This window comes from Leeia aquatica, assembly GCF_012641365.1.
GTDB lineage: Bacteria > Pseudomonadota > Gammaproteobacteria > Burkholderiales > Leeiaceae > Leeia > Leeia aquatica.
This window is the reverse complement of sequence record NZ_JABAIM010000002.1, coordinates 72,860-87,028: the sequence shown is the minus strand read 5'-3', so window position 1 is coordinate 87,028 and position 14,169 is coordinate 72,860. Positions and strand designations below refer to the sequence as shown.

15 protein-coding genes are annotated in these 14,169 nt (G+C 60.7%); 10 read left to right on the top strand and 5 right to left on the bottom strand.

The window, feature by feature from the left end; genetic code table 11:
* Positions 1-24: 24 nt before the first annotated feature.
* The 4 genes from trmB to HF682_RS09485 all read right to left on the bottom strand — a co-directional run bounded on the left by trmB (position 25) and on the right by HF682_RS09485 (position 3,213).
* A complete protein-coding gene (gene trmB / locus HF682_RS09500) occupies positions 25-741 on the bottom strand; it encodes a tRNA (guanosine(46)-N7)-methyltransferase TrmB (RefSeq protein ID WP_168877064.1) in 717 nt (238 codons plus the stop codon).
* Positions 742-828: 87 nt separating this feature from the next.
* Entirely contained in the window at positions 829-1,728 is a 900-nt protein-coding gene (rsgA, locus tag HF682_RS09495; protein WP_168877063.1) for a ribosome small subunit-dependent GTPase A, read from the bottom strand.
* Positions 1,729-1,731: 3 nt separating this feature from the next.
* Complete coding sequence (locus HF682_RS09490) at positions 1,732-1,956, bottom strand: hypothetical protein (RefSeq protein WP_168877062.1); 225 nt, start codon at positions 1,954-1,956, stop codon at positions 1,732-1,734.
* A 3-nt stretch (positions 1,957-1,959) separates the two neighbouring features.
* Entirely contained in the window at positions 1,960-3,213 is a 1,254-nt protein-coding gene (locus HF682_RS09485) for a M48 family metallopeptidase (protein WP_168877061.1), read from the bottom strand.
* A gap of 144 nt (positions 3,214-3,357) precedes the next feature.
* Here HF682_RS09485 and orn point away from each other — a divergent pair, with 144 nt between their 5' ends.
* The 10 genes from orn (at position 3,358) to HF682_RS09435 (ending at position 12,968) form a co-directional block, all read left to right on the top strand.
* Positions 3,358-3,903 (top strand): oligoribonuclease, encoded by a 546-nt coding sequence (gene orn / locus HF682_RS09480; protein ID WP_168877060.1) that lies wholly within the window; start codon positions 3,358-3,360, stop codon positions 3,901-3,903.
* A gap of 21 nt (positions 3,904-3,924) precedes the next feature.
* Positions 3,925-5,574, top strand: a complete 1,650-nt coding sequence (gene pgi, locus HF682_RS09475) for a glucose-6-phosphate isomerase (RefSeq protein ID WP_168877059.1) — start codon at positions 3,925-3,927, stop codon at positions 5,572-5,574.
* Complete coding sequence (locus HF682_RS18000; RefSeq protein WP_168877058.1) at positions 5,574-6,599, top strand: nicotinamide-nucleotide amidohydrolase family protein; 1,026 nt, start codon at positions 5,574-5,576, stop codon at positions 6,597-6,599. The genes pgi and HF682_RS18000 overlap by 1 nt, the downstream gene beginning before the upstream one ends.
* Complete coding sequence (locus HF682_RS09465) at positions 6,596-8,506, top strand: ATP-binding cassette domain-containing protein (RefSeq protein WP_168877057.1); 1,911 nt, start codon at positions 6,596-6,598, stop codon at positions 8,504-8,506. The genes HF682_RS18000 and HF682_RS09465 overlap by 4 nt, the downstream gene beginning before the upstream one ends.
* An 89-nt stretch (positions 8,507-8,595) precedes the next feature.
* Positions 8,596-8,967 (top strand): 30S ribosomal protein S6, encoded by a 372-nt coding sequence (gene rpsF / locus HF682_RS09460; RefSeq protein ID WP_168877056.1) that lies wholly within the window; start codon positions 8,596-8,598, stop codon positions 8,965-8,967.
* Between the two features lie 16 nt (positions 8,968-8,983).
* Entirely contained in the window at positions 8,984-9,292 is a 309-nt protein-coding gene (gene priB, locus HF682_RS09455) for a primosomal replication protein N (RefSeq protein ID WP_168877055.1), read from the top strand.
* Positions 9,293-9,316: 24 nt separating this feature from the next.
* Positions 9,317-9,544: a 30S ribosomal protein S18 gene (gene rpsR / locus HF682_RS09450; protein ID WP_168877054.1), complete on the top strand. Its 228-nt coding sequence runs from the start codon at positions 9,317-9,319 to the stop codon at positions 9,542-9,544.
* 22 nt (positions 9,545-9,566) lie between these two features.
* Positions 9,567-10,013, top strand: coding sequence for a 50S ribosomal protein L9 (rplI, locus tag HF682_RS09445; RefSeq protein WP_168877053.1), 447 nt, complete (start codon positions 9,567-9,569; stop codon positions 10,011-10,013).
* Positions 10,014-10,116: 103 nt separating this feature from the next.
* A complete protein-coding gene (locus tag HF682_RS09440) occupies positions 10,117-11,745 on the top strand; it encodes a methyl-accepting chemotaxis protein (RefSeq protein WP_168877052.1) in 1,629 nt (542 codons plus the stop codon).
* Between the two features lie 56 nt (positions 11,746-11,801).
* Positions 11,802-12,968, top strand: a complete 1,167-nt coding sequence (locus tag HF682_RS09435; RefSeq protein WP_168877051.1) for a DUF2863 family protein — start codon at positions 11,802-11,804, stop codon at positions 12,966-12,968.
* Here the strand turns inward: HF682_RS09435 and HF682_RS09430 are convergent.
* The gene (locus tag HF682_RS09430; protein WP_168877050.1) at positions 12,952-14,169 is read right to left on the bottom strand and encodes a sterol desaturase family protein; all 1,218 of its coding nucleotides are present in this window, start codon (positions 14,167-14,169) and stop codon (positions 12,952-12,954) included. The two genes, HF682_RS09435 and HF682_RS09430, sit on opposite strands and share 17 nt — an antisense overlap.

Here is a 14,169-nt window from a genome sequence, read left to right as displayed (position 1 = left end):
GGTTTTTTCATGGGGCTGCCGAGCTTAGCGTTTACGGAACAGCAGGTCCCACACGCCGTGACCCAGCCGCAGGCCGCGTTGCTCAAACTTGGTCAGCGGACGCCACTCTGGCCGCTGGGCATAGCCCTCTGCCGTATTGTACAGCGAGGGTTCTGCACTCAGCACTTCCAGCATCTGCACGGCATACTCTTCCCAGTCGGTCGCGCAGTGCAGATAGCCATCCTTGCCCAGATAGCGGCACAGGTTGGCGACAAAGGCAGGCTGGATCAGTCGCCGCTTGTTGTGGCGCTTCTTGTGCCACGGGTCCGGAAAGTAGATGTGTACGCCGGCCAGGCTGCCAAGCGGGATCATGTCGCGCAGCACTTCCACGGCGTCATGCTGGATCAGCCGCAGGTTGTGTAACTGCTGCTCGCCGATCAGCTTCAGCAGGTTGCCCACGCCGGGCGGGTGGATTTCCACGCCGATGTAGTTGTTTTCCGGGTGGCGCGCGGCGATGTCGGCGGTGGCCCCGCCCATGCCGAAACCGATCTCAAGGATGGTGGGGGCATCCCGCTCAAACAGGGCAGGGAAGTCGAGCGCGGACTCGGTGTAAGCGACGCCAAAGCGGGGCCACAGGGTTTCCAGCGCGCGCTGCTGAGCTTCGGTGACCCGGCCTGCCCGGCGAACGTAGCTGCGGATATGGCCATGTGCTTCGGCGGCCGTCGGGTCGCGTTGCAGATTGGCGTGTCGGGGATCAGTCATGATGGCTGCTGCAAAGGAAAAGCGGTATTTTACCCGCGCTTGCGGCTGGCAGCCAAACCGATTGGTGACGGGCAGCCTCTGCCGGGGCTAACGGCTGCTCTCCCGCTCGGCCAGCAGCTCGCGATAAAACGCTAGGCGCGCTGCGTCAATCTCACCGTTCTCTGCTGCTGCGGCGATTGCGCAACCGGGCTCGACCCGATGCCAGCAATTGTTGAAGCGGCATTGCCCCAGATGGGGGCGAAACTCCGGGAAGCATTCCGCCAGCTGGCGTGCTTCAATCTGGTGCAGGCCAAATACCTGCATGCCGGGGGAGTCGATCAAGCGGCTCTGCGCGTCCAGATGGTACAGGGTGGCATAGGTGGTGGTGTGCTTGCCGGAATTGAGCGCGGTGGAAATGTCGCCGGTGCGCGCGCTGGCCTCAGGCAGCAATGCATTGACCAGGGTGGACTTGCCCATGCCGCTCTGGCCGACCAGCACACTGGTCTGGCCTTGCAGCAGCGCGCGCAAGGGTTGGGCATCCTGCTTGGCGGAGAGCACCACCAGTCGGTAGCCGAGCTGCTCGTAGCGGCCAAGCCGCTGCTGCAGTGCGGCGCTTTCCGGCAGGTCGGCCTTGTTCAGCAACAGGATGCACGGAATGCCTGCGGCTTCACTGGCGACCAGGCAGCGGTTGAGCATGGCCTCGTGGCAGGCGGGAACCGCCGCCGTGACCACGATGATCTGACTGACATTGGCGGCAATCGACTTGATGCGCCACTCGTCCTGCCGGTAGAGCAGGCTGTGGCGTGGGTCGATATCCTCAATCACCCCTTCGCCAGGGCTGCTGATGCGCACTTGCACCTGATCGCCGCAGACTACGTCAGTTTTCTTGCCCCGGGTCACGCAGCTAAGGATGCCGCCTTCCGTCTCTACCGAGTAGCGACGGCCAAAGCTCTGGATGACGAGGCCGGTCTGCGTCCCTGCTTGTGATGCGCTGGATTGCTTTGCCATTGCTCAGGGCTTTGGCGCGGCGGCTTGCAGTTGCAGGTAGGTGACGAGGTGGCGCAGCTCGACATCCTGTACCTGCACCCCGCTCAGCAAGGGCGCCGGTTCAGTCATTGGGGTCGGGCGCGTCATACTGACCTTGACCGGTTCGGTTTGCGGCTGGCAGCAGGTGGCTTGGGCGGCAGCCACACCACATGCCAGCATCAATGGAATCAGCAGTTTGAGCAGAAACATGGCTTAACCTCGTGCGGCATGCAGCGCAGCAATGCGGATGGCTGCAGGGGGGTGGGAATCATGAAACAGGGAGTGTACCGGGTCCGGCGTCAGCGTGCTGGCATTGTCGCGGTACAGCTTGACCAGGCCGCTGACCAGCGCGTTCGCACTGGCATGCTCGACGGCAAAGGCATCCGCCTCAAACTCATGCTTGCGTGAAAAGTGGCTGGAGAGCGGTGCCAGCGGCAGGGTGAACAGCGGCGCAATGCAGAAGAACAGGAACAGCCCCAGTGAGGTATCGACCTGAGCCAGGCCCACACCCTGATAGAACCAGGCTTGCTGCAAGGTCCAGCCCGCCGCAGCCAGTGCAACAAGCGCCATCAGGAACATCCAGATCAGGCGCTGGATGATGTGCTTGCGCTTGAAATGCCCCAGCTCGTGTGCCAGTACCGATTCAATCTCTTCCGGGTTCAGGCGCTCCAGCAGCGTATCAAAGAACACGATGCGCTTGTTCTGGCCGAAGCCGGTAAAGTAGGCATTGCCGTGACTGCTGCGCCGGGAGCCATCCATCACAAAGACGCCGGAGCTGGCAAAGCCGCAGCGTTGCAACAGCTGGTGAATACGGGCTTTCAGGGTCTCGTCTTCCAGCGGCTTGAAGCGGTTGAACAGCGGCGCAATGAAAGTGGGGTATAGCGCCAGCATCAGGACATTAAAGCCCAGCCAGGCCAGCCACACATACAACCACCAGTACGCGCCCATGCTCTGCAGCAGCCACAGGGCGCCCGCCAGAAAGGGAATGCCCACCACGGCACCCAAGGCGGCACCTTTAACCATGTCGATCAGGAATAGTGGCAACGTCATGCGGTTGAAGCCAAAGCGGGCCTCCAGCCGGAACGTGCGCCACAGGCTGAGTGGCAATTGCAGCAAGGATTGCAGCAGCAACAGGCTGATGACGGTAGCCACGGCATGCCACAGCGGTGAGCTGAACCACTGGCCGAGCACGGCATGCAGCTGTGCCATGCCTCCCCCCAGAGTGATTGCCAGCAGCCAGGCAGCATCCAGCACGATGCCGAAACGCGAGAGGCGGGCTTTGGCGACGGTGTAATCGGCGGCCTTCTGATGATCCGCCAGGCTGATGTCTGCGGCAAAATCAGCCGGAACAGCAGGGCGGTGGGCCTGTACGTGCCGAATCTGACGGGACGTGAGCCACCACTGGAGCCCGGTACTGAGGGCAAGCAGGGTAATGATCAGGATGGAAAACCAGTTAAGCGTGGTCATGGTCAGGTTCAGGTGCGGATACCCAGCGGAAATGGGGGCAAGGTACGGTAAATCAAGCCCAAGGCAAGGCTAAAGCATAGGGGCCGGCCACGGAATCAGGTAGAATGAAGGATTGTTTTAGCAAACCGCTGACTAGGATACCCCATGTCGAACAATAGTAGCCATCTGATCTGGGTGGACATGGAAATGACCGGCCTGCAGCCGGACAGCGACCGCATCATCGAGCTGGCCGCCGTCATCACCGACGCCCAGCTCAATACCATTGCAGAAAGTCCGGTGCTGGTGGTGCACCAGAGCGATGCCGTGCTGGATGGTATGGACGCCTGGAACAAGGGCACCCATGGCAAATCTGGCCTGATCGACAAGGTAAAGGCTTCCGTGCTGGATGAAGCTGAGGCCGAAGCACGCATGCTGACTTTCCTTGTTGCACACATCCCGCAAGGGGTGTCGCCAATGTGTGGCAATTCCATTTGTCAGGACCGCCGTTTCATGGCCCGCTGGATGCCCAAACTGGAGCAGTTCTTCCATTATCGCAATCTGGACGTCAGCACCCTGAAGGAACTGATGAAACGCTGGAAGCCGGAGCTGGCCAAGGGGCTGACCAAGCATGGCAAGCATGAGGCGCTGGCAGACATCTACGAGTCGATTGAAGAGCTGAAATACTACCGTGAGCACTTCATCAAGCTCTGATCGCCGCCTGCCCCTGCCCGCATGAGCCGTTACGTCATCCAGCACACTCCGGTCTGGCAAGCGTTGATCCGCCACCATCGTGAGGCGGCGGATTGGCACATGCGGGACCTGTTTGCCCGTCAGCCCGACCGCTTTGCCCGCTTTTCGCTGACGGCTGCCGGCTTGCGGCTGGATTACAGCAAGAACCGCATCAACGAAGAAACCATTGCCCTGTTATGCCAGCTGGCCCAGGCCGCACGGCTGCCACAGCAGATGCAGGCCATGCGGGCAGGCGCGCCGATCAATTACAGCGAACAGCGTGCGGCTTTGCATGTCGCCCTGCGCCATCCTGAGCAGGAGGGCTATACGGTCGTCGGGCAGGCGGTGATGCCGCAGGTGCATGCGGTGCGTGAGCAGATGCGGGTGCTGGTGGATGCGGTGCGCGCTGGCCAGTGGCGGGGGTATGGTGGGGCGACGATCACCGATGTGGTCAATATCGGCATTGGTGGCTCGGACCTGGGGCCGCGCATGGTGGTGGAAGCCTTGCAGGCACCCGAAGCACCTGGCCCTCGGGTGCATTTTCTGTCCAATATTGACCCCGAGCAGCTGCACCGGGTGCTCAGTGGCCTGAACCCGGCGCGCACCCTGTTCATCGTGGTGTCGAAGTCGTTCACCACGCTGGAAACCCGGCTCAATGCCGAGGCCGCACGTACCTGGCTGCTGGCAGCCGCCCCCGATGAATCCGCCATTGCGCAGCACTTTGTTGCGGTGTCCAGCAATCTGACGGCGGTGCAGGCATTCGGTATTGCGCCGGCACAGACCTTTGCCATGTGGGACTGGGTAGGGGGGCGCTATTCGGTATGGTCAGCCGTTGGCCTGTCGGTGGCACTGGCCATCGGCATGGATGCGTTTGATGCTTTTCTGGCGGGTGGTCACGCCATGGATGACCACTTTTTCAATGCGCCCTTGGCGGAAAACATGCCGGTGCTGCTGGGCCTGATGGGCATCTGGTACAACACCTTTTTCAAGGCGCATACCCACGCGGTGATGCCCTATGTGCATGGTTTGCGCAGTTTGCCTGCGCACTTGCAGCAGCTGGACATGGAATCCAACGGCAAGCGCATCGGCAGCCATGGGGAGCGTCTGGGGTTTGATACCGGCCCGATCATCTGGGGTGATGTGGGCGTCAATGTACAGCACGCTTTCTTCCAGTTGCTGCACCAAGGCACGCGCCTGATTCCGGCAGACTTTATTGTCTGCGTGAACAGCCTGCATGAGCATGGGCTGCACCAGGATCACCTGTTTGCCAACGGTGTGGCACAGACCGAGGCACTGATGCGCGGCAAGACCCGTGAAGAAGCCCGGCTGGAGCTGCAGCAGTCGGGTGTGGACGACGCGACAGCACAGCGGCTGCTGCCGCACAAAGTGTTCCCTGGCAACCAACCGAGCAACACCCTGCTGCTGGACGCACTTACCCCGGCAGCACTGGGTGCACTGCTGGCCCTGTATGAGCACAAGGTGTTTGTGCAGGGCGTGATCTGGGGAATCAACTCCTTTGACCAGTGGGGGGTCGAGTATGGCAAGCAGCTGGCGCAGGCGGTGATGGCTGAGCTGCAAGGGCAGGGGGAGGGCGAACATGATGCTTCTACGCAGGGGCTACTGGCCTGGCACCGTCAATTGAGGCAATCCTAATGAGCCAGAATGAAGCGCAGCGGCTGGTGCACATCCGGTCGCTGGCCACGCAGCTGGGACAGGCCCTGCAAGAAGCCGGCTGGACACTGAGCACGGCGGAATCGTGCACCGGTGGCGGTATTGCCGCAGCGGTGACCGACATTGCCGGTAGTTCGGCCTGGTTCCATCAGGGCTGGGTGACGTACAGCAATGCCGCCAAGCACAGTCTGCTGGGGGTGGAGGAGGCGACCCTGATCGCTCACGGCGCCGTGAGCGAAGCGGTGGTGCGGCAAATGGCCGAGGGCGCTCGTCTGCGCAGTGGGGCGCAACTGGCGCTGGCGGTGAGTGGTATTGCCGGGCCTGGGGGCGGTTCGGAGGCCAAGCCGGTAGGGACCGTCTGGCTGGCCTGGGCGCAGCCAGGCAACGTGGAGACGGTGTGCTGCCATTTTCCGGGTGACCGCATCACGGTCCGCCAGCGTGCCATCCAGCGAGCGCTGGAAGAGGCCTTGCGCTGCTTGGCTTCAGTGCCCCGCCTGCGGCAACTGGACCTGTCGGATGTCGCGCAGGCTACCGCCTTGTGGACGGTACAGCAGGCGGCGTACCGGGTCGAGGCGGGCTGGCTGGGCGTGTCCGACTTCCCGCCATTGCGGGCCAGTGTGGCTGACTTGCAGGCCTGCGGCGAGCAGGTGCTGGGCTGCTATCTGGATGAGGTGCTGGTGGCTGCGGTGGGCTGGGAGAGCCCGGCACCTCGGCAACGTGCGATCAATCGACTGGTGGTACACCCAGACCATTTTCGCAAGGGTTTGGCCCGACGTTTGCTGCAATGGGTCCTGCGTGATCAACAGCGGGTCTACGTCACCACCGGGCTGGCCAATCAGGCGGCCATTGCAGCTTACCGACAGGCAGGGTTTGTGCTGGATGGGACGATGACACACCCGGATGGCATTGCGTTACAGCAGTTGCGCTATGTGGCCGACAATGCGGCTGCCAGCGACGATGAATTGAACAGGCCCGCCGATCTGGCTGGGCAAGAGCAGGAATCATGATTGTTATCAAAAAGCTGGGTTTGCAGCGTGGCCAGAAGGTTTTGCTGCAGGACGCCAGTGTGACGGTATTTCCGGGGCAGCGCATTGGTTTGATCGGGCATAACGGCTGTGGCAAATCCAGCCTGTTCAGTCTGCTACGTGGCGAGTTGCACCCGGACCAAGGCGATGTCTCGATTCCGGCAGGCTGGGTGGTGGCGCATGTGGCGCAAGATACGCCCGCGCTGGATTGTTCGGCGCTCGATTATGCGCTGGACGGGGACCGTGAGCTGCGGCAGGTAGAAGCCGAGCTGGCGGCGGCGGAGTCTCGCCATGATGGCGAGGGTATCGGCCATTGTCACGATCTGCTGCGCGCAATCGACGGTTATACCGCCAAGGCGCGAGCCAGCGCCTTGCTGCATGGGCTGGGGTTTACGGATGCCCAGCTGGATGCGCCGGTCAAATCCTTTTCGGGTGGCTGGCGCATGCGGCTGAATCTGGCGCAGGCGCTGATGTGCCGCTCAGACCTGCTGCTGCTGGATGAGCCGACCAACCACTTGGACCTCGAAACAGTCATCTGGCTGGAGAACTGGCTGCAGCGCTATCCCGGCACCCTGCTGCTGATCTCGCATGACCGTGATGTGCTGGACAATGTGGTGCAGGGCATCCTGCATCTGGATCAGCAGCAACTGATGCTGTACAGCGGCAACTATGCGGCGTTTGAACGCCAGCGCAGCGAGCGGCTGGCTCAGCAGCAAGCCTTGTACGAGCAGCAGCAGCGACAAGTGGCGCACCTGCAGTCGTATATTGACCGTTTCCGCGCCAAGGCCACCAAGGCCCGGCAGGCACAGAGCCGTATCAAGGCGCTGGAGCGGATGGAGCAGGTGGCGGCGGTGCATGTGGAGTCACCCTTCCAGTTTGAATTTCTGGAGCCGGTCAGCCAGCCGCAACAGCTGCTGAAGCTGGAGCAGGTGGATGCGGGCTATGGCGACAAGACCATCTTGCGCAAGGTAGACCTGCAGGTGCTGGATGGCATGCGCATCGGCCTGATCGGGGTCAACGGGGCCGGCAAGTCCACCCTGGTCAAACTGCTGGCCGGTGTGATGCCCCCGCTGGCGGGGCAAAGGCTGGAAGGCAAAGGCCTGCAGATTGGCTATTTTGCGCAGCAGCAGCTGGAACAGCTTGACCCCGATGCATCGCCCTTGCTGCATTTGCAAAGGCTGGACCCACAGGGGCGCGAGCAGGAGTTCCGCAACTTCCTCGGCGGCTTCATGTTTCATGGTGATATGGCGACCGGGCCGGTGCGGCCGTTTTCCGGCGGGGAAAAAACCCGGCTGGCGCTGGCGCTGCTGATCTGGCAGCGACCGAACCTGCTGCTGCTGGACGAACCGACCAACCACCTGGATCTGGAAATGCGGGACGCACTGACACTGGCGCTGCAAGCGTATCAAGGTGCGCTGATTGTGGTGTCGCACGACCGCTACCTGCTCAAGACCACCACCGACCAGTTCTGGCTGGTCGGGCATGGCCGGGTGCAGCACTATGAGGGTGACCTCGATGATTACCGGGATTTCCTGCAACAGCAGCAGCCCCAGGTGGTCAACGACAGCGCGGTTGATGCCACGCCGTCGGTAGACCGCAAGGCGCAGAAGCGTGCTGAAGCCGAGCAGCGGCAAGCGCTGGCCAAGCTGCGCAAGCCGCTGGAAAACAAGCTGGCCCGCCTGGAGCCGGAGCTGGCTGCCCAGCAGGCTGAGCTGGCTCAGGTAGAGGCGCGGCTCAATGACAGCAGCTTGTATGAGGCTGAGCAAAAAGCGGCACTGCAGCAATGCTTGCAGACACAAGTCAAGCTGAAAGCCAGCCTGGCGGAGCTGGAGGAGCGCTGGCTGTCCTTGCAGATGGAGCTGGAAGCGATTAACGAATCGGTATTGTGAAATTCCTGCAGCATCGCTATAATGCTGCGTTTAGCCAAACCTTGCCTGACCGAAACGCATACGGCAGGCTTTTTCCATAAGGAGCATATATGCGTCATTACGAGATCGTTTTCATCGTCCACCCGGACCAAAGCGAGCAAGTGCCGGCCATGGTCAACCGTTACAAGACCCTGATCACCGGTAACGGCGGCCAGATCCATCGTCTGGAAGACTGGGGCCGTCGTCAGCTGGCTTACCCGATCCAGAAGATTCACAAGGCACACTATGTGCTGATGAACATCGAAATCAACCAGGAAACCCTGGATGAGCTCGAACATGCTTTCAAGTTCAACGACGCCGTGCTGCGCCATCTGGTTGTGAAAATGGATGAAGCCGTGACTGCCGCTTCCCCGATGATGAAGGAAGAGAAGTCCAAGTCGCTGATGGACAACGCAGAAAGCAAGGCAGAAGCACAGGCCTGATCACGGATCAGGGCAAATGCAGGCCAGCAATCAGGTTCTGCTGCGAGGCAAGGTTCAGGAGCGTCAAGCCCTGGCCTACACCCCGGCGGGAACACCGGTAAGCCGGTTCCAGATTGCCCACCAGTCGGTTCAGGTGGAGGCGGGCAGGCAGCGTGAGGTGCAATGCACCATCGAGGCGGTAGCCCTCGGTCCTCTGGCAACAGAGCTGGATCGTTTGCCGGGGGATGTAGAACACACTTTCAGTGGGTTCCTGGCTGCCAAAAGCCTCCGCTATCCGCGCCCGATACTGCATGTGACTGCCGTGTTGAACGAAACAAGCATATAAACGAATTCAGACAAGGAGCGAGAAATGTCTCGTAATCTGTTCAAGCGCAAAAAATTCTGCCGCTTTACCGCGGAAGGCATCAAACAAGTGGACTACAAGGATGTGGATCTGCTGAAGGATTTCATCAGCGAAAACGGGAAGATCATCCCGGCCCGCATCACCGGTACCAAGGCTCGCTATCAGCGTCAGCTGTCGGCCGCGGTCAAGCGCGCCCGCTTCCTGGCCCTGCTGCCGTACACCGATAACCACTAAGCGCTGAAGAGGTCATTCCGCCATGCAAATCATTCTGATGGAAAAAGTAGCCAACCTCGGCCAACTGGGCGATGTTGTGAAGGTGAAAGACGGCTACGCACGTAACTTCCTGATCCCGACTGGCAAGGCTCGCCGCGCGACCGATGCCAACCTGAAGGAATTTGAAGCACGCCGCGCTGAGCTGGAAAAGGCCGAGGCTGCCAAGCTGGCCGAGTGCCAGGTGCGTGCCGAGAAGCTGGAAGGCTTCGTGCTGGAGCTGGTACAAAAAGCGGGTGTGGACGGCAAGCTGTTTGGCTCCGTGAACAACGTTGACATCGCTGAAGCGCTGACCGCTGCTGGTCACGCTGTGGTGCGTGCTGAAGTGCGCCTGCCGGAAGGCCCGTTCAAGGCCATCGGCGAGTACGCTGTGGTTGTGGCCCTGCATCACGATGTGACAGCCAACATCACTGTGAACGTGCGTCCGGCCTGATCGGTCAGTCCACGCTTCTACAAAGGCCGCCTTGTGCGGCCTTTTGTTTTTTGGTTCTGAGCACCTAGAATGCAGTGACAATGATACGAAACCGAGTGAAGGCATGAAAGCAATGAGTCTGCAGCGTAAATTGCAGTGGCTGTTCATCTTGGTGGCCATGGTATCGATAGGCATCTTTACTGCCTATGATGTCTGGCATAGCCGTCAGCAAGCATTGGCCAGGATTGATGCCCGGCTGACTGTGGCTGCAGAGGCATTTCCGTTTATTGCTCGTCCTGCACTGAGTATGCCCAAAGGAGCGGCAGTTGATCCTAAGCTGATGCGTCAGATCTCCGAACAGTTGACGGGCTACGCCAAGGCCGCCAATTTGCCGTTCATCTATGGACTGGTCATGGTGGATGGTAAAGTCTACAACCTCCAGTCCTCACTGGCGGAGGAAGAACTGCAAGAGGCGGGCAAGCATTCATACATGGAGCCTTACGGTAAGCTCAATGAAGGCTTGGTAGCTGCTTTTCGAGAACGCAAGACACAGTTTTTCGAATATGAAGATGAATATGGGCAGTTTCGCAGTGTCTATATTCCGTACACCTTACCCAGTGGCGACACCTTGATCATGGTGGCCGATGAGAATCTTTTATCGGTTCGCCTTGCCATGCGGGAGGCTTTTATTTCCTCATTGGTTTTGGCTGCGCTGGTCCTGTTATCCACCATCTTGCTGTCATTGCTGCTGGGAAAACTCATTTCGCAGCCATTGCGTCGACTCCGGGCTGCCATGACGGACCTTGGCTCTGGTGTTGGAGATTTGACCGTACGACTGCCGGAAAACCGGGGAGATGAACTAGGCGATATTGCTCGGCACTTCAATCAGTTTGTTAGCCAGTTGCAGCACATGCTTCGCTCGGTACAGGAAGAGTCGGTGCGCATGGAGCAGGGGAGTCAGCACATCGAGCAGATGACGCAGACCATGTCTGCAGAAACCAGCCAGCAGGCCATGATGGCGCAGGAAAGCGCAGCCACTGTCGAGCATGTCAGCCAGCGGATCATCCAGGTTGCCGAGGGTGCGCGCGAGGCCAATCATGCCATGCAGGCGATGCAGGATCGTTCGCAGGACAGTATGCGGGTGGTGGCGCAGCTGACCCAGGACATGCAGCAAATGTCGCAATCGGTGGTGCAGTTGTCCGAGCTGGTCGCTCGGGTGGAAAACCGCTCGCGTTCCATTCAGGACGTGGTGGGTGTGATTCGCGAAATTGCTGACCAGACTAACCTGCTGGCCTTGAATGCTGCCATTGAAGCCGCACGCGCAGGGGAGCAGGGGCGAGGCTTTGCGGTGGTGGCTGATGAAGTACGCAAGCTGGCTGAACGTACTAGCCAGGCGACCATCGAAATTGGCAACATGATTGGGCAGATGCAGGGCGAGACGACTACTGCAGCCAGCCAGATGGCCGATACCCGTCAACGTGTGCAGCTTGGGGTCAGCAGCGCGGAAGGCGTGGCAGACAACATCAAGGACATGCAGACCGGGATGGCACAGGTGGTGAGCCAGATTGGCCAGATCAGCGAGGCGACGGCCGAGCAATCCCGGGCAGCAACCGAGATGGCCAGCACGGCTGAAAGTATCAGCAAAATGGCTAAAGAGAGTGACACCGTATTTCAGCAAGCCGCGGTGGTGGTGCAGGACTTGCGCCAGTTGTCGCGGCGACTGCTGGAAATGGTGGGGCGTTTTACCTTGTGAGCACAGCTTGTCGGTGTGCGGCGGGGTATAATATCTGATTTGCTGAATGGTCCATTATGCCCCGTTACCGCCCGCCACGCCCCCACGCACAGCCTGAATGGGTCGAATCCTTGTCGGCCTTGGTGCTGGCCGCCGCCGAAGCGCGCTCCGAGCTGGAGCGGCGCGGCTGGGTGCCTGCTCTGGAAGCGGCTGTGGTGGATGCATTGCAGCAGCAGGATGAGGCCAGCCTCAATGGATTGCTGGAGCATTTGCTGCAGCAATCCCCCACCGCATACGATATCCTGATCGGCATGCTGGAGTGGGTGGCTGCAGCCATGCCAGCAGCAGGGGGCGGACAAGTCGCGTTGCTGATGCTGCCGGTATTGAGTTGGTCGCGTTTCGCCTTGCCATCCGGTGAGGTGGCCCCGGACACCCTGCAGGCCTTGGAGCAGGCATTGCGGCAGCATGTGCTGGCAGTGACCGGAGCGGTACGCTGGCTACCGCAGTGGTTGAGCCCGGATCAGCTACCCGCCCATTTTGGTGAAACCCGTGCCTGGCTGTCGCAGTGGCAGGGAAGCACCAGCCCGGATCTGTCGCTGCCTGCCCGCATGCAGCAGGAAAGCCAGTCCTTCCTGTCGGATATTCGCTGCCTGCTGGCCGTGGTGCACCTGCCAGAAGGGCAGCCGCTCTATCGCTGGCAGCCGGGTAGCAAGGAGCCTGCGACACGGGATGCTGCACTATCAGCCTGGCAGCGGGAGGCAAGCCATATCGTGCGCCCCCTGTTCAGCGGTTGTGGTTATGAAGTGCTGGCGCCAGACGTACTGTACTCCGCGTGGAAGCAGGCGGATTGGGCCGCTCGCCCGTTTTCCCTGCGTGCCGCCATCCAGTTCATGAGCATGACGCTGGACCTGCCCGCAGCTGAACTGACGGCAACCGTCATTGGCTGTCATGAGCAGGAGCTGGTGGAGTATCGGATTGGCCTGTTGCGTCCTGACGATGAGCAAGTGTGTTATGGCATGGCGTGGTCACTGATGGGCGAAGCACCGGAAGACAGCTCCGCGCTGGATGACATCCGCGCGATCCTGCGTGAGCAGGGTGTGCACGATGTGCGGGTGCTGGACGGCGCGTTTCCGCTGGAACAGTGCGAAGACTGTGGCACGGCCCTGTATGCCAACCGCGAGGGGGAACTGCAGCATCCCGAGATGCCTGAAGGCAGCGAACTCCAGACTAGCCATTTGCACTAAGGGTTTGCCCTGCTGCTGAGGAACGTGCAGAAATGCGCAGCAACCACAGACCTTGCAGGCCAAGCAGTGCCAATACACCCCACCGCACCGGGGGAGGGGTAAACCAGGCCATCCCGGCCGTCAGCAGCAAACGCCCGGCTTCCAGCCGGTGGGCCCATGTGTGCTGGCTTAACCAGAACCCCAGGCTCAGCACCCCCAGCAGCACAGCCACCAGGACCCCGGTACCCACAGGGTTGCCCAGCCCCGGCCATCGCACCAGCCAGAGCAGGCCGGACAGATAGCACAGACCGAACTGAGCCCAGGCATAGGCTTGCCAGGCACCGGGCAAGACAGGGTCATGTTTGCGGAATGCTGTCGGGTCCCAGCTAAGGTCAATGCCTTGCGGCGTCCAGCCTGGCGGGCGCAGCCAGACCTGCAATTTGTCCCGCCAGCGTGTCAGTGATAAGGAAGTCCGCAGCAGGCCCAGATAGACCTTGAGGTTGGCAACCAGAGGGTGCCAGCTATGCAATGCACCACGCACCCCGTAGATCGGTGCTTCGTCTGCCCGTTCGTCCACATAAGTACCAAACAGGTGGTCCCACAGCATGAGGAAGCCGCCATAGTTACGGTCGAGACAATAGGCATTCTGACCATGATGCACACGATGATTGCTGGGTGAGCCAAACACCCGGTCGAGCCAGCCCAAACGCCCCACCAGCTCGGTATGAATCCAGAACTGATACAGCAGGTTCAACGAGTAGACCGCGCCATACAGCGCCACCGGAATGCCCAGCAGCGCCATCGGCAGATAAAACAGCCAGCCAAACAGGAAGGTGGTACTGGGTTGGCGTAGCGCCGTGGAGAGATTGTAGTCTTCACTCTGATGATGCACGCTGTGGGCCGCCCACAGCAGGGCAATGGTATGCCCCAGCCGGTGGTGCCAGTAGTAGCAGAAGTCGAACAGCACAAATGCCAGCAGCCATACCCACGCTGCGCTGGCGGGCAAGTGTAGCGGGGCGAGCTGGCTGACCCACTGGTAAGCGGCCAGGCCCAGGCTCGCGGTCAGCACATTGGCAATGACCGACAGCAAGCCCAGGCTGATGCTGCTGATGGCATCGTGACTGCGATACACCTGCTGTCCACGGCGATGGCTCAGCCAGGCTTCCAGTAACATCAGCAACACGAAGAGTGGCGCGGCCAGCGCAATCAAACGGGTATCCAT

Coding starts and splice junctions, on each gene's coding strand:
- trmB (WP_168877064.1), bottom strand. CDS start 741: ATGACTGATCCCCGACACGCCAATCTGCAACGCGACCCGACGGCCGCC.
- rsgA (WP_168877063.1), bottom strand. CDS start 1,728: ATGGCAAAGCAATCCAGCGCATCACAAGCAGGGACGCAGACCGGCCTC.
- HF682_RS09490 (WP_168877062.1), bottom strand. CDS start 1,956: ATGTTTCTGCTCAAACTGCTGATTCCATTGATGCTGGCATGTGGTGTG.
- HF682_RS09485 (WP_168877061.1), bottom strand. CDS start 3,213: ATGACCACGCTTAACTGGTTTTCCATCCTGATCATTACCCTGCTTGCC.
- orn (WP_168877060.1), top strand. CDS start 3,358: ATGTCGAACAATAGTAGCCATCTGATCTGGGTGGACATGGAAATGACC.
- pgi (WP_168877059.1), top strand. CDS start 3,925: ATGAGCCGTTACGTCATCCAGCACACTCCGGTCTGGCAAGCGTTGATC.
- HF682_RS18000 (WP_168877058.1), top strand. CDS start 5,574: ATGAGCCAGAATGAAGCGCAGCGGCTGGTGCACATCCGGTCGCTGGCC.
- HF682_RS09465 (WP_168877057.1), top strand. CDS start 6,596: ATGATTGTTATCAAAAAGCTGGGTTTGCAGCGTGGCCAGAAGGTTTTG.
- rpsF (WP_168877056.1), top strand. CDS start 8,596: ATGCGTCATTACGAGATCGTTTTCATCGTCCACCCGGACCAAAGCGAG.
- priB (WP_168877055.1), top strand. CDS start 8,984: ATGCAGGCCAGCAATCAGGTTCTGCTGCGAGGCAAGGTTCAGGAGCGT.
- rpsR (WP_168877054.1), top strand. CDS start 9,317: ATGTCTCGTAATCTGTTCAAGCGCAAAAAATTCTGCCGCTTTACCGCG.
- rplI (WP_168877053.1), top strand. CDS start 9,567: ATGCAAATCATTCTGATGGAAAAAGTAGCCAACCTCGGCCAACTGGGC.
- HF682_RS09440 (WP_168877052.1), top strand. CDS start 10,117: ATGAAAGCAATGAGTCTGCAGCGTAAATTGCAGTGGCTGTTCATCTTG.
- HF682_RS09435 (WP_168877051.1), top strand. CDS start 11,802: ATGCCCCGTTACCGCCCGCCACGCCCCCACGCACAGCCTGAATGGGTC.
- HF682_RS09430 (WP_168877050.1), bottom strand. CDS start 14,169: ATGGATACCCGTTTGATTGCGCTGGCCGCGCCACTCTTCGTGTTGCTG.